The following is a 13,271-nucleotide window of genomic DNA, read 5'->3' on the forward strand; positions in this document are numbered from 1 at the left end:
ACCCCTTTCATCTTGGCAGAAATACTCTGGGGTCCGGGGGGAACCCCCGGGGCCGGTCACACGCGCATCGGCATCACGACATAGACCGCGCTCATGTCATTGCCTTCGCGCATCAAGGTCGGATCACCGGATGAGTTGAACAGGAACACCGCGTTCTCGCGGTCCACTTGGCTCGCGATTTCCAACAGGTACTTGGCGTTAAAGCCAATCTCCAGCCGCTCATCAGCATAGGCCACGGCCAGTTCTTCCTCGGCGGCCCCAGAATCAGGGGCGTTGACCGACAGCACCAGACGGTCCTCATCCAAAGACAGCTTCACCGCGCGCGACCGTTCCGAGGACACCGTGGCCACGCGGTCAACGGCCTTGGCAAATTCGGTTGCGTCCACTTCCAGCCGCCGGGTGTTTCCGGTGGGGATCACGCGGGTGTAATCGGGGAAGGTGCCATCGATGACCTTTGAGGTCAGCATGATGGCGGGTGTGGCAAAGCGCACTTTAGTCTCGCTGATCGAGACCGCGATCTGCGCTTCATCGTCATCCAACAGCTTGCGCAATTCGTTCACCGTCTTGCGCGGCACGATCACGCCGGGCATACCGGCTGCCCCTTCGGGCAAGGGCGCGTCAATCCGGGCCAGACGGTGGCCATCGGTGGCCACGCAGCGCAGGACGGGCCCCGTGTCACCATTGGCGGTGTGCATATAGACCCCGTTTAGGTAATAGCGGGTCTCCTCGGTCGAGATGGCAAATTTCGCCTTGTCGAACAGCCGCCGCAGCACTGCCGCCGGCGCCGAGAAATTCGATGAATATTCCGAGCTTGCCATCACTGGAAAGTCTTCGCGCGGCAGCGTCGCCAGATTAAAGCTCGACCGACCGGCCGTGATGGCCAAACGGCCCGAGGCGGCGTCTTCGGTCAGATTGACCAGCGCCCCATCCGGCAGTTTGCGCACAATCTCATGCAGCATCACCGCCGAGACGGTGGTGGCCCCCGCCCGTTCCACCATGGCGGCGGCACGGTCAACCACTTCGATATCCAGATCGGTCGCGCGGAAGGACACCTGCGCGCCCTCAGCCTCGATCAGGACGTTGGCGAGGATCGGGATCGTGTTGCGGCGCTCCACCACCGACTGGGCCTGTGCCAGCGCTTTCAACAGCGTGCCGCGTTCAATCGAGAGCTTCATTCCTACCATCCCTTCGCCACCCTGTCACAAGGGACAAGGGACCGATCCGGCAAGCGCCGGTTACATGCGTTTTCGTGACATTGCTGGGCTTTGTTCGGCCCGTCAAGGGCCCGCCGCGATCAGCCCTGCAACAGCCGTTTCAAGAGGTTGAGATCGTCGTTCAACTGGCTGTCGGTGGCCATCAGTTCCTCGATCTTTTTCACACCATGCATGATGGTCGTGTGATCGCGCCCCCCAAAGCGGCGGCCAATTTCCGGCAGGCTGCGCGGGGTCAGCTGTTTGGCCAGATACATCGCCACCTGACGAGGCCGCGCGATATTACGCAGCCGCTTGGGGCCGATCATGTCGGACAGGCGGATGTTGTAATGCTCGGCCACCTTGCGCTGAATTTCTTCAATCGTCAGCTTGCGGTCCGAGGCGCGCAGAATATCGGCCAGGCAGTCTTGAGCCAATTCCAGCGTGATTTCGCGCCCCACCAGAGAGGCAAAGGCAAAGAGGCGCGTCAGAGCGCCTTCCAGCACGCGGACATTCGTGGTGATGCGATGCGCCAAGAAGTCCAAAACGCCTTGGGCGATTTGCAGGCCGGGATATTGCTGGCGGTAGAATTCTGCCTTTTGCTGCAAGATCCCAAGACGCAATTCGTAATCCGTCGGATGCAGGTCGACGACCAAACCGCATTGCAGGCGGCTTTTGATACGATCCTCAAGATCCTTGATCTCACCCGGCGCGCGGTCGGCGGAAATCACGATCTGTTTATTCTGATCAACCAGCGCGTTGAAGGTGTGGAAAAACTCTTCCTGCGTGCTGTCCTTGCCGGCGATGAACTGCACATCATCGACCATCAAGACATCGACCGAGCGGAAGATCTCTTTGAAATCCATGATCTGCTTGTCGCGCAGGGCTTGGACAAAGCGATACATGAACTGTTCTGCCGACAGGTAGAGAACCCGCAGATCGGGTTGGCGTGCGTTCAGCTCATGGGCGATTGCATGCATCAGGTGGGTCTTACCCAGACCCACGCCGCCATAGAGGAACAGCGGGTTGAAGGTGACCGGTCCGCCCTCTGCCACCCGGCGGGCGGCGGCATGCGCAAGCTCGTTGGGCTTGCCCACAACAAAGCTGTCAAAGGTAAAGCGGGCATCCAGCGCGGCGCCGGGCAGGTCATCGTCTGCCCCCGACCGACGCTGGGCAAGCTTGGGACGCGCCTTCACAGGGGCCGCTACATTGCGCGGTGCCGGAGCACTGGCGGACGGCACAAAAAACTCAAGCCGCGAGACTTCTTGGCCCGAGGCATTCAGATGCTTGAGAATGTGATCCGAGAAATTCCGCGACACCCAGTCGCCAAAAAAGCTGGTGGGAACTTCGAAGCGGGCCAAGGACCCACGCAACTCCGCAAGACGAATCGGTTCGATCCAAGTTGTGTAGTTGTTGCGGCCAACGCGCTTGATCAGGTCTTCGCGCAGCTTGCCCCAGGCCTCGTTTGTCATTCGTCTTCCGTCCCCGGCCTTTCCGGATAAAGTCCGGCGGCACTCTGATATTGTTGTTTCACCATTCACAGCGAAACCAAACCACACAGGGCTGAAGGGAACGACAGGCTTGCCCGACAAGGCAGACCTAACGCATGGCACACAGCTACACCATAAAGCCACAAGAAACCCCTCTGGCGCTATATGGTTTTACTTTCTTCAGGCTGCGCAAGCAGCAGACTGATTAACGCAATGATCTTGAACGACTTTTCTTTAGTCTTTTCATGATTGACCACAGCAAGGCAGGTAAAGCCGGGGTCAGCATGTCGTCCAAGGTTGCGTCATGTTCCCCAAGTGGTCGTGAATCGCATCCTCAAGCTAGCAACCTGCATTGATGGGGCGCAACTGATCTATGCACTTGACAGGGTTTGGCCTGCGCGAATCCCCTCGGCTGTGCAAAACGGCAACGCAGGTCTGGGTGAGGCCCTGAAAAGCGCAAACCCGGAGGTTGTATCCGGGCATGAAAAAGGGGCGCTTCCCCAAGGAAGCACCCCTTCAAACCGAGAATCGGTTAGCCTCAGATCAGGCCTTCGGCGCAGCCAGCGCTTTGACGCGCGAGGTCAGGCGCGACATTTTGCGCGAGGCGGTGTTCTTGTGCAGAACGCCCTTGGTAACGCCGCGCATCAGTTCGGGCTGGGCTGCGGCCAACGCGGTGGCAGCAGCATCAGCGTTGCCCGACGTCAGGGCTTCTTCGACTTTGCGAAGGAAGGTGCGGATCCGCGAGCGGCGGGCTTTGTTGACGTCCTGACGGGCCTCGGCCTGACGGGCGCGCTTTTTGGACTGGGCGGTATTTGCCATGGGCTGAACTCTCTTAGGTCTTGTGTCTATCTGATCGCACGAAAACCCCGAAGACCCCTTCCGATATAAAGGGAATCGTTCACGCCTATAGCGGGCCCACGCGCATGTGGGGCGGCAGTTAGCCCCCCCGGCCGGCAAATGCAACCAAAATCAGCGGTCGCGGAATTGCGGCTGGCGCTTTTCGATAAAGGCGGCCATGCCTTCCTTTTGATCTTCGGTGGCAAAGGCCGCATGGAAGGCGCGGCGTTCGAACAAAAGCCCCTCGCGCAGCGTGGTTTCCAGCGCGCGATTGACCGATTCTTTAACGGTCATGGTGATGACCGCCGATTTTTCGGCAATCTTGGCGGCGCATTTCATCACTTCGTCGCGCAACTGGGCGGCGGGAACCACACGGCTGACCAGCCCCGCACGCTCGGCCTCGACCGCATCCATGAAGCGGCCGGTCAGGTTCATGTCCATTGCCTTGGCCTTGCCCACAAGGCGCGTCAAACGCTGGGTTCCGCCCATACCGGCAACGATTCCAAGGTTAATCTCAGGTTGGCCAAATTTCGCGGTATCGGCGGCAATGATGAAATCGCACATCATGGCCAGCTCGCAGCCACCCCCAAGGCAGTACCCGGCGACAGCGGCAATCACAGGTTTGCGGGTGCGGGCAATCGCTTCGGCCTCGGGTCCGAAGAGATCGTCAAAATACACATCCACATAGGATTTCTCGGCCATTTCCCGCACATCTGCCCCGGCGGCAAAGGCCTTGTCAGACCCTGTCACCACAATGCAGCGGATCTTGTCGTTTCGGTCGGCGGCGGTGATGGCATCTGCCAGTTCCGACATCAGCTTGATGTTCAGCGCGTTCATCGCGTCGGGACGATTCAGTCGGATGAGGCAGGTGTAGTCTTCGATTTCGACAATCAGGGTTTCATAGGCCATGGCAGTGGCTCCTGTGGTTTGTTGCGCGGACTCCTATCAGTAACGCGGGCGTTATCAAGTCACCTCTGGCAGGTGGGGCAGTGAAAGGACGAACGGCCAGATTGCACGGTGCGAGCGATCAGGCTTTTGCAACCCGGGGTCACGCAGGCCTCACCTTCGCGGTCATAGACACGGAAGGTGTGCTGAAAATATCCAAGCTCGCCATCGGCTTGGCGGTAATCGCGCAGCGAGGATCCTCCGGCGGCAATCGCCTCGGACAGCACATCGCGGATGATCGGCACAAGGCGGGCCACCTCTCGCGGTGTAACATCACCGGCCAGCCGCAGTGGGCTGATCTGTGCCCGGAAAAGCACTTCGCAGACATAGATATTGCCCAGACCCGCGACGTTGTGCTGGTCAAGAAGCGCTGACTTGATTGGCGTGCCGCGCCCCTTCAGCCGGGCTGCGAGATGTGCCTCATGAAAATCATTGCCCAAGGGTTCCGGACCTATCACTGCCAAGAGCGGATGGCTCTCTGCGGTCGCGGTGGGCAAAAGATCCATCGCGCCAAAGCGGCGTGCGTCGTTGAAGGTGACGCGCGCACCGCCCTCCATGTCCAGCACCACATGATCATGCTTGGCGGGCGCTGGGTGGTGGTGATGAAACTGGCCCAGTTGCGCCCCTGAAATCAGCATCCGACCCGACATGCCAAGGTGGATCAGCAGGGTTTCCTCTGTGGACAGGTCGGCCAGAATATACTTGGACCGCCGCCGCAGCCGCATCACCTGCGCGCCGGTCAGCCGTTCGGCCATGCGCGGCGGGAAGGGCCAGCGCAGATCAGGCCGGTTCACCGCCGCCTGTTCAATGCGTTTGCCCTCCATCACGGGCAAAAGCCCCATTCGGACGGTTTCAACCTCGGGAAGTTCAGGCATGCGACCTCGTGCCGGCATTGAGGGTTTGGGGCTTCCCCCCTATAAGGTGCGCAACCTCACGGAAGGCAAGACCCGATGACCGCGCCGAAAACCGACGATAGCACGACCCATTTCGGTTTCCAGACCGTCCCCGAGGGCGAAAAGGCGGGCATGGTGCATGGTGTGTTCAGCCGGGTCGCGTCGAAATATGACGTGATGAATGACCTGATGAGCATGGGCATCCACCGGGTCTGGAAAGACGCCATGATGGATTGGCTGGCCCCACGGCCCGGCCAGCGGCTGTTGGATGTGGCGGGGGGCACAGGGGATGTCGCGTTTCGGTTCCTGAAACGCGCGCCGGGGGCGGCGGCGGTGGTCTGTGACATGACCGAGCCGATGCTGATTGAGGGCCGCAAGCGCGCCGAGGCCGAGCAGATGGCCAGCAGTCTGGATTGGGTGGTCGGCGACGCGATGGCTCTGCCGTTTGAGGACAATTCCTTTGACGTCTACACCATCAGTTTCGGCATTCGGAACGTGGTTCGGGTGCAAGATGCGCTGAAGGAAGCTTACCGCGTGCTGAAACCCGGTGGGCGGCTCATGGTGCTGGAATTCAGCCAGATTCCGAATGAGTTGATGCAGAAAGCCTATGATCTTTATTCCTTCAACGTCATTCCGGTGATGGGGCAGATCGTGGCGAATGACCGCGACAGCTATCAGTATTTGGTCGAATCCATTCGCAAGTTTCCCGATCAGGAAACCTTCCTTGCCATGATCCGGGCGGCCGGTTTCTCCCAAGCCAAATATCGCAACCTGACCATGGGCATTGCGGCACTTCATTCAGGCTGGAAGATCTGATGCGGGGTCCGCACAATATCTGGCGGCTGATCCGCACCGGTGCCACGTTTGAGCGCAGCGGGGCGATGGATGTGGTGCTTGAGGCGCTTGAGGCGCCTGCCCGCCTGCGCTTTGCGGCCTGGCTTTTGGGCTGGCCGTTCAAGTGGCTGGGACTGCGGGGGGATCCGGCCTTGCCACCTGTCACCCGTGCGCTGACGGCGCTGGGCCCGGCCTACATCAAGTTCGGACAAATCCTGTCGACCCGGCCTGATATCGTGGGCGAAGATCTGGCCGAGCAGCTGAAGTACCTGCAGGACAAACTTCCACCATTCTCAATGGAAGAGGCCCGCGCCATGGTCGCTTCCGAGCTGGGCGCTCCGGTTGAGACGCTGTTTTCTGAGTTCTCTGACCCTGTCGCGGCGGCGTCCATTGCGCAGGTGCACCATGCCCGAGTGATGGCGACTGACGTTGAAGTGGCCGTTAAGGTGCTGCGCCCCGGGATTGAACGGGCGTTTCGCCGGGACCTTGACGCGTTCTACTTGGCGGCCCGCACCATTGAATATCTTGCCCCCTTCTCGCGCCGCCTGCGTCCTGTGGATGTGATCGCCCATTTCGAAGGCGTGGTGATGGGCGAGTTGGACCTGCGGCTGGAAGCGTCGGCTGCGTCAGAGTTTGCCGAGAACACCAAGACCGACGAAGGGTTTCAGGTTCCTGTGCCGATCTGGGGATTGTCTGGGCGCCGTGTGATGACGCTGGGCTGGGCCGAAGGCATTTCCCTGTCCGACAATGCCGCGATTGATGCCGCCGGACACGACCGGGTGGCCTTGGGCGCGCGGGTCTTATCGTTGTTTCTTAGCCATGCGCTGCGCGATGGGCTGTTTCATGGCGACATGCATCAGGGCAACCTGAAAGTGGCGGCCAATGGCGATATCATCGCCTATGACTTCGGCATCATGGGGCGGATCGACGAATACACCCGACGGGTCTATGCCGAGATTCTCTATGGCTTTATCCGCCGCGATTATCGCCGCGTGGCCGAGGTGCATTTCGAGGCAGGTTATGTGCCCGCCAACCGCGACATCGACGAATTTGCCCGCGCGCTGCGCGCCGTGGGTGAGCCGATTTTCGGGATCGAGGCCAGCCGGGTTTCCATGGCGCGGCTGCTGTCGTTCCTGTTCGAAGTGACTGAGCGCTTTGGCATGGAAACGCGGACCGAGCTGATCCACCTGCAGCGCACCATGGTCGTGGTCGAAGGTGTGGCGCGGTCTTTGGACCCGCATATCAACATCTGGCAGGTCGCAAAGCCGGTGGTCGAAGGCTATATCAGTCGCAATCTTGGCCCGCTGGCACTGCTGCGGGATTTGGCGCAGACCGCGCGGGTGCTGGCCCGGTTTGGCCCGCGCCTTCCGCATCTGGTGGAGGCGGCACTGATCGCACAGGCCGATGCGCCGCCGCCGATGAAGCCACCCCGCACACGGCGCAGGCTGGCACAGGCGGCGTTGGCGATTGTGCTTCTGGCTGGCGGCTTTTGGTTGGGACGCCTTTTGTAACCGCAAAGCACGCGCAGGTCAGGGTGATTGCGTTGCCTGAGTCGGCACGCGCAACGCGGTGATGAACGAGGACGGCACTTCGACCCCGCCTTCCAGAACCAATGTCGCCCCGGTCGGCCCATTGCGCGCCTCAATGATGCGGGCATAGGATTCCACCGGGCTTTCTCCCAGCCGTGTTTCGCCCGAAAAGCTTTCCAGTGACAGCGTATAGCGCCCGTTTGGCAGTGGATCGCCCGCCGCATCGCCGCCAAGCCAATCATAAAGCGCCGGCGTGGTTGGCACCTCCTCGCGTGAGACAAGCGCACCCGAGGCGTTGCGCACCACCAAAACGGCGCGATCGGCGCCAACGGCAGGCGACAGCTGCATGGTCACCGGGTCGCCGTCCATCCAGACCGGCGCATTCGCGCGCGCCTCTTGCCCGACCCAGCCGGCAAGCTGCGACATGCCCAAGACCGCCATTTGGCTGCCAAGGCTGGCTAGAAGGTCATTCGTGCGCATCTGCTGTTCAACACCAGAAAAGGTGGCCAGTTGCGTGGCATAATCGGCTGACTCGATCGGGTTCAGCGGATCTTGGTTTTGCATCTGCGCGGTGAGCATCTTGAGAAACGTGTCGAAGTCTGACGAGATGCGTTGTTTGGGCGCAAGGTTCTGGGCTGCAGCGCCGGGTGCGGTGGTGAGTGCCGTTGTGGTCATGGTCTGTGATCCTAAAGACGAAGGTTAAGGCCGGTGACGGCGAGTGTCGGCTGATGAACGGGCGCTGAGCGGTCAAGCGGCGTTGGGGCGGGGTCGTCGTCTTGCGTTTTCGTCCAACCCTCTTTGGACGGCGCGGATTGCCCTTCGGCCCAAGAGCCAAAGGACAAGGTCCCTGCCTGCACCCCTGCTTGCCGCAACTCGGCCAGAAGGTCGGGCAGGTGTCGGCGGATCAATTCCAAAGTCTCTGACCGTTCTGCCGATACGGTGATCGCCAGCCCCGCCCCTTCGGGCCGCATGTCGAAGTGCACCCGGCCCAACGTTTCGGGTGTCAGCGTCAGCTCAATTCGGCCGGGCGCGTCGGCGGCAAGACGCACCAGCGCCGCGCTGGCCTGTTGCATTGGGGTTTGCGGTGGCGCGGGTGTTGTGGTCCCGATTTGGCCTGCAGGCGCTGCGCCGGGCGTGTTGATTTGGGCGCCGGGTTGTAGCGCGACGGCAAGATCACTTGGTTGGGCGGGTTGATCGCTGACCATAGGAGTGATTTTGCCGGCCACTTCAGCGATGGGCGCGGGCAGAGCTGTTGCCGGCTCTCTTGCAGTTGGATCTGTCAAAATCGCCGGCTTCTCGGCAGGCAGCGGCGCATATGCAGGTACGGTATCGGCTGTGAAGGCGGCGGCGGGCGCGCCTGGCAGCAGCAGACCGGGCGAATCAATGCCCAAGGCTGGGGTCGCTGTCAGCCGTAGGCTATGCTCATGCACCGAAGGGTGGCGCTGGCGGATAGGGGTTGATGCTCCGTCATCGACCTCATTCGGAGCTGCGTTGGATTTGGGCGAGGCGGCGAAAGGCTGGCCCGGCAATTCAACGCGAAGAGAGGCCACAATGGCCGGCATGGGCTGCGGCGTGTAGCGCGGGTCCAGCTTTGCTGTGGCACTTTCAGATAGGTCCGCCAACAAGGGGGCCGCTTTGGTGTCCGGCATGGTAGGCGAGACCCCTGTTTTGCCAAGACCTTCGGGATTGAGCGGCGCGCTGGGGCGTACGGCAGCGTCGGCCAGAGGCAGGGTGTTGTCCACGGCGCGCTGCGTGCCACTCTGCAAACTCTGAAGGATTCCCGGCGCAATGTCAGGCGTTTGCAAGGACGCTGCCGTCGGATCAGACAGCAGCAAGCGGGGGGCATCTGCCAATTCTTGGCCGAAGCTGGCGCCCGACCCAAGCTCTTGCGGTGCTTGGCCTGCGCTTAGCAGCGCAGCGCTTTTCTGCGTGGTTAGTTCTGTGGCACCCATGGGAGGGCGTTGACTGGGGATATCCTCAAGTATCACGCTGGCCAAAGCTGTTCGGTCAGGCACAAACCAAGCCACCGCCAGCAAGATCGATGGATCAACACCAAGGTCGTCGTTTGGCACAAGCGCTGGGGACGCGGTTTGTGTTGCAGGGTCGGTTGACCCAAGTGCATCGACAAAAAAATCGGCCTCAGCTTCGGAGGTTTGCCCATCCGGAACCTCCAAACCTTTGCCAAAGGCAAATGGCGTGGGTCTGACAGACGTAATGTCTGGCGGGGCGCTAAGCATGTGGTCTCCGACTTCTGCCGATACCGCCTTGTTATCGCCTGACGTCGGTTACCGGCTGTTTACCGCCAACCCCCATAGTCAGGAAAATTGAACACAAACGAGGCTGAGATGATTCCACCGCTGTCACTGCCCGCCCCCCCGCCTGAATTTCTTGGCCAAACACAGGCCGTGCTGATGCAAAAGGCCAAAGAGCTTGAGACGGCTTTTTTGTCAGAAATGCTGTCTTTTTCCGGTCTTGGAACGGTCTCGACCGAGTTTGGGGGCGGTGTTGGCGAAGACCAGTTCGCCTCTTTCCTCCGCCAAGAGCAGGCGCGGCTGATGGTTGAACGTGGCGGCATCGGGCTGGCCCACACAATCTTCGAATCGCTTGTCTCGCAGTCAGGGGCGGCCAAGAATGACACCGCTTGATACGCTTTTGGAGGATATGGCCCTGCAGGTGCGACGGGCGGATTTCTCTGCCCTCGCCCGATTGACCCCGCAGCTTGAGACGGCCCTTGCCGGGCTTGGTGGCACAGTTGACACGGCGGTGATGGGCCGATTGCAGCGCAAGGCTGAAGAGAATGCCCTGCTTTTGGATGCCGCACGGCGGGGGCTGCGCGCCGCGCGCCGCAGGCTGGAGGAAACCCGGCGCGTGGGGGCTGGCTTGCAAACCTACGATGGCAAAGGCCGCCGCTCTGAGATCAATCCCGACGGCCCGACTGCCGGGCGGTTCTAGCGAAGCCAGTTTTTGTCAAATACCGCGCAGTTCGTGGGCCATTGTTAGGGCTCTGTTAGCAGATCCCAGCCTTCAATCGCCTTGCATCCCATGAGGGGATGGCGCGCCGGGAAGATTGCCCGCCGCAGCGGCCAGAAGGTCTTTGAAGCCTTGGCGTCCAGCCGGGGCGCAACCCGTCTTGCGCAAAGCGCAGGCAGCTCGCAAAGGAAAAGGACATGTCGTCCATTCTTACCAATACCAGTGCCATGGTCGCGCTGCAGACCATGAAAAGTATCAATGCCAACCTGAACCGCACCCAGCAGGAAATCTCGACCGGCAAGACCGTTGCAACAGCCAAGGATAACGCCACGGTCTGGATGACCTTGGCGTTCGAGGAATAGGCGCGCTGGGTCTGGATCAGTTGCGTCAGCTCGGCGGCGACGTCCGTGGCCGATTCCTCGCGCGAATAGCCGACGGTTGATCCGGTGGGTCCATCACCCGCGTCCCACAGGTAGAAGGGGCCCGAGGCCGGCGAGATCTGGTAGGTTTGGTTGTTGCGCGCGATCAGGCCATTCGGGTTTGGCACATCGACCACGGGAAGCTGATAGATGCGCCGGGTAAAGCCCTGGTCATAAACCGCATACAGAAACCCCTTCTCGTCCACCTCGACCGAGGAGAGCGTGGCGACTGTGGTGCCATTCTTGGAAATCGCGACCGGGGAGAAGGTGCTGGCCAGCTGGGTCATGCCATTGGCCTCACCGATCTCACCAATATCCAGCGAAATGCTGCCGCCGCCCACTGTCAGCGCGATTTGTCCGGTGGCCGGGTCGTAACTGCCGCCAGAGGTGGCGGTCACAGTGGCTAAGGTGCCGCCGCCCACCTGCGTGTCGTTAAAGGTCAGCACATATTCCCCCACAAGCGCGCCGCCCGAGGCGCTGTCGCGCACCTGCATTGTCCAGGTGTTCGACGACCCGGTGGCGGGGATGGTGGGGGTGAAGGTGAATTCTAATGCCTCAGACGTGCCGAGGTTGCCGAAATACTCCACCGTCAGGTTATGGGGCGACCCCGCCGATCCGGCAGCACTTTCCGAGGCTGGCAGATTGACGCCCAAACGCATCTGCGAGGTGGGGTTGCCGACATATTGGTTGGCATTGATGCGAACCGGTTCAAGCGACGCCATCGTGTCGCGCGGATAGGTGTTCAGGCTGCCGTCGGGGTTGGCGGGCCAGCCCATCAGAACCTGCCCGGTTGCTGTGCGCAGAACCCCGTCAGAATCGGCGCGGAAAGAACCTGTTGTCACCAGAGATATCGGAAACCCGCCTGAGGAGGATGCCACAGCGCTTGCGTCGGTGACGGCAAGAAACCCGCGTCCGTCGATGGCCAGATCGGTGGAATTGGTCGTTGCAATCAGAGGGCCGCGATCATCAATCAGGCGGAAGTTCGTCGTGCGCACCCCGCCCGCAGAATAGCTGGTGTTCGAATTGCCGTGAATCACCACTGAATGAAAATCGGTCTGCGCCCGCTTATAGCCAAAGGTGGCCGAGTTGGCGATGTTGTCGGAGATGGTGGCCAGCCGGTTCGCATTCGCGTTCAGCCCGGCCACCCCCGCATTCAGCGAGGAGGAAATTGTCATCGATGGCGCCTTTCTGCAGCTTCGACTTCAGGTGAGGCCCAACCTGCGGCAGCCGTGTTAAGATCGACCTAACAGCTAAAATTCGCGGCGTTTGCCGTTAGCGGTTGCGGCGTAAGAGGACGATCTCGATCCGATTGTTGCGCAGCGCGGTCGGATCGGCAGTGGCTGGTTTGCGGTTGGCGTGGCCCGTGACGCGGGCGATGCGGTTGGTGGGCAGCTTGTGGTGTTCCAAAAGCTCACGCAGGACCTGCGCCCGCTGGGTAGACAGATCCCATGTCGGGTCTTGGCGCAGCGTCACGGGATAGCTGCGGACATGGCCGTTAACGGCAATCTCATTGGTGGCGAGGCCAAGGACATCAGAAAGCAGCATGGCGATTTCTTTGGTCACTGCGGTCGGGGTGGCGGTTTCCATGGCAAACAGCGGCGCGTCTTCCAGGTCGAAGATCTCGACCACCAGACCCTCATCTGTGATGCGGGTCACGACGTGGCGGAGCAGGCGCTCCATTGTCATGCTCTCGCCACCCTTGGCGGTCAGGGCCTGTTCCACCTCGGCCAAGGCTTCGTTATCGGCCGTTGTCCCGCCTTCGGCTTCGGCGTTGCCGGATTCGCCACGCGCCTGAGCGGATTCGGTGGGATGGGCGGCGGTGGCGCCGGTGCCGTTCTGGGCCAGCGTATTTTCGGTAAAGGTGCTGTCGCCACCAAAGGCGCCGTCCCCCCCGCCCGAGACGCGGTTCACCGGGATCGTCGGATTGAAGTAATCTGCAATCCCTTTGCGTTGTTTTTCCGTTGTCGCGTTCAGCAGCCACATCAGCATGAAGAAGGCCATCATGGCCGTGACAAAGTCAGCATAGGCGACTTTCCAGGCACCCCCATGATGCCCGCCACCCTGCACGATCTTCTTCCGCTTGATGATGACTGGCGCGGCATTCCCCTGCCCGGCCATTCACACACCCATGTTTTCACACCCGGGATCAGGTCTAGCGGATCAG

The 13,271-nt window shown here is 61.0% G+C and carries 12 protein-coding genes and 2 pseudogenes; 5 read left to right on the forward strand and 9 right to left on the reverse strand.

The window, feature by feature from the left end; all coding sequences use genetic code 11:
* Positions 1-56: 56 nt before the first annotated feature.
* The 5 genes from dnaN to mutM form a co-directional block, all read right to left on the reverse strand.
* Positions 57-1,175, reverse strand: coding sequence for a DNA polymerase III subunit beta (gene dnaN / locus AC72UB_RS01040; protein ID WP_505188131.1), 1,119 nt, complete (start codon positions 1,173-1,175; stop codon positions 57-59).
* A 119-nt stretch (positions 1,176-1,294) separates the two neighbouring features.
* A complete protein-coding gene (gene dnaA, locus AC72UB_RS01045; protein ID WP_463288687.1) occupies positions 1,295-2,662 on the reverse strand; it encodes a chromosomal replication initiator protein DnaA in 1,368 nt (455 codons plus the stop codon).
* A 561-nt stretch (positions 2,663-3,223) separates the two neighbouring features.
* Positions 3,224-3,499, reverse strand: a complete 276-nt coding sequence (rpsT, locus tag AC72UB_RS01050) for a 30S ribosomal protein S20 (protein WP_463288686.1) — start codon at positions 3,497-3,499, stop codon at positions 3,224-3,226.
* Positions 3,500-3,649: 150 nt separating this feature from the next.
* Positions 3,650-4,426: an enoyl-CoA hydratase gene (locus tag AC72UB_RS01055; protein WP_463288685.1), complete on the reverse strand. Its 777-nt coding sequence runs from the start codon at positions 4,424-4,426 to the stop codon at positions 3,650-3,652.
* Between the two features lie 59 nt (positions 4,427-4,485).
* Positions 4,486-5,337 carry a bifunctional DNA-formamidopyrimidine glycosylase/DNA-(apurinic or apyrimidinic site) lyase gene (mutM, locus tag AC72UB_RS01060; RefSeq protein ID WP_505188132.1) on the reverse strand — a complete coding sequence of 284 codons (852 nt, stop codon included), beginning with the start codon at positions 5,335-5,337 and terminating at the stop codon, positions 4,486-4,488.
* 75 nt (positions 5,338-5,412) lie between these two features.
* Between mutM and ubiE the strand changes: the two genes are divergently transcribed.
* Together ubiE and ubiB are read left to right on the forward strand one after the other, a co-directional pair.
* On the forward strand, positions 5,413-6,171 hold the full coding sequence (gene ubiE, locus AC72UB_RS01065; RefSeq protein WP_505188133.1) for a bifunctional demethylmenaquinone methyltransferase/2-methoxy-6-polyprenyl-1,4-benzoquinol methylase UbiE: 759 nt from the start codon (positions 5,413-5,415) through the stop codon (positions 6,169-6,171).
* Positions 6,171-7,700 carry a 2-polyprenylphenol 6-hydroxylase gene (ubiB, locus tag AC72UB_RS01070; RefSeq protein WP_463288682.1) on the forward strand — a complete coding sequence of 510 codons (1,530 nt, stop codon included), beginning with the start codon at positions 6,171-6,173 and terminating at the stop codon, positions 7,698-7,700. The genes ubiE and ubiB overlap by 1 nt, the downstream gene beginning before the upstream one ends.
* Before the next feature lie 18 nt (positions 7,701-7,718).
* Here the strand turns inward: ubiB and AC72UB_RS01075 are convergent, their stop codons facing one another.
* Positions 7,719-8,393 carry a flagellar hook capping FlgD N-terminal domain-containing protein gene (locus tag AC72UB_RS01075; RefSeq protein WP_505188134.1) on the reverse strand — a complete coding sequence of 225 codons (675 nt, stop codon included), beginning with the start codon at positions 8,391-8,393 and terminating at the stop codon, positions 7,719-7,721.
* An 11-nt stretch (positions 8,394-8,404) separates the two neighbouring features.
* Positions 8,405-9,367 (reverse strand): flagellar hook-length control protein FliK, encoded by a 963-nt coding sequence (locus tag AC72UB_RS01080; protein WP_505188135.1) that lies wholly within the window; start codon positions 9,365-9,367, stop codon positions 8,405-8,407.
* Between the two features lie 696 nt (positions 9,368-10,063).
* Here AC72UB_RS01080 and AC72UB_RS01085 point away from each other — a divergent pair.
* The 3 genes and pseudogenes from AC72UB_RS01085 to AC72UB_RS01095 form a co-directional block, all read left to right on the forward strand.
* Positions 10,064-10,363, forward strand: a complete 300-nt coding sequence (locus AC72UB_RS01085) for a rod-binding protein (RefSeq protein WP_505188136.1) — start codon at positions 10,064-10,066, stop codon at positions 10,361-10,363.
* A complete protein-coding gene (locus AC72UB_RS01090; protein ID WP_505188137.1) occupies positions 10,350-10,670 on the forward strand; it encodes a hypothetical protein in 321 nt (106 codons plus the stop codon). The genes AC72UB_RS01085 and AC72UB_RS01090 overlap by 14 nt, the downstream gene beginning before the upstream one ends.
* A gap of 215 nt (positions 10,671-10,885) precedes the next feature.
* Positions 10,886-11,026: pseudogene (locus AC72UB_RS01095) on the forward strand (flagellin N-terminal helical domain-containing protein); the annotation flags it as partial.
* A gap of 23 nt (positions 11,027-11,049) precedes the next feature.
* Here AC72UB_RS01095 and AC72UB_RS01100 read toward each other — a convergent pair.
* A pseudogene (locus AC72UB_RS01100) lies at positions 11,050-12,282 on the reverse strand (flagellar hook protein FlgE); the annotation flags it as partial.
* Positions 12,283-12,379: 97 nt separating this feature from the next.
* Positions 12,380-13,225 (reverse strand): flagellar motor protein MotB, encoded by an 846-nt coding sequence (locus AC72UB_RS01105; protein ID WP_505188138.1) that lies wholly within the window; start codon positions 13,223-13,225, stop codon positions 12,380-12,382.
* Positions 13,226-13,271: the final 46 nt, after the last annotated feature.

The organism is Allotabrizicola aquatica (SeqCode) (assembly GCF_965194375.1).
Taxonomy (GTDB): Bacteria; Pseudomonadota; Alphaproteobacteria; order Rhodobacterales; family Rhodobacteraceae; genus Tabrizicola_A; species Tabrizicola_A aquatica.

Excerpts from the sequence above, each read along its gene's own strand:
- AC72UB_RS01080 (WP_505188135.1), bottom strand. The coding sequence starts at position 9,367 with ATGCCGGACACCAAAGCGGCCCCCTTGTTGGCGGACCTATCTGAAAGT.
- AC72UB_RS01075 (WP_505188134.1), bottom strand. The coding sequence starts at position 8,393 with ATGACCACAACGGCACTCACCACCGCACCCGGCGCTGCAGCCCAGAAC.
- rpsT (WP_463288686.1), bottom strand. The coding sequence starts at position 3,499 with ATGGCAAATACCGCCCAGTCCAAAAAGCGCGCCCGTCAGGCCGAGGCC.
- dnaA (WP_463288687.1), bottom strand. The coding sequence starts at position 2,662 with ATGACAAACGAGGCCTGGGGCAAGCTGCGCGAAGACCTGATCAAGCGC.
- ubiE (WP_505188133.1), top strand. The coding sequence starts at position 5,413 with ATGACCGCGCCGAAAACCGACGATAGCACGACCCATTTCGGTTTCCAG.
- AC72UB_RS01055 (WP_463288685.1), bottom strand. The coding sequence starts at position 4,426 with ATGGCCTATGAAACCCTGATTGTCGAAATCGAAGACTACACCTGCCTC.
- dnaN (WP_505188131.1), bottom strand. The coding sequence starts at position 1,175 with ATGAAGCTCTCGATTGAACGCGGCACGCTGTTGAAAGCGCTGGCACAG.
- AC72UB_RS01090 (WP_505188137.1), top strand. The coding sequence starts at position 10,350 with ATGACACCGCTTGATACGCTTTTGGAGGATATGGCCCTGCAGGTGCGA.
- AC72UB_RS01085 (WP_505188136.1), top strand. The coding sequence starts at position 10,064 with ATGATTCCACCGCTGTCACTGCCCGCCCCCCCGCCTGAATTTCTTGGC.
- mutM (WP_505188132.1), bottom strand. The coding sequence starts at position 5,337 with ATGCCTGAACTTCCCGAGGTTGAAACCGTCCGAATGGGGCTTTTGCCC.
- AC72UB_RS01105 (WP_505188138.1), bottom strand. The coding sequence starts at position 13,225 with ATGGCCGGGCAGGGGAATGCCGCGCCAGTCATCATCAAGCGGAAGAAG.
- ubiB (WP_463288682.1), top strand. The coding sequence starts at position 6,171 with ATGCGGGGTCCGCACAATATCTGGCGGCTGATCCGCACCGGTGCCACG.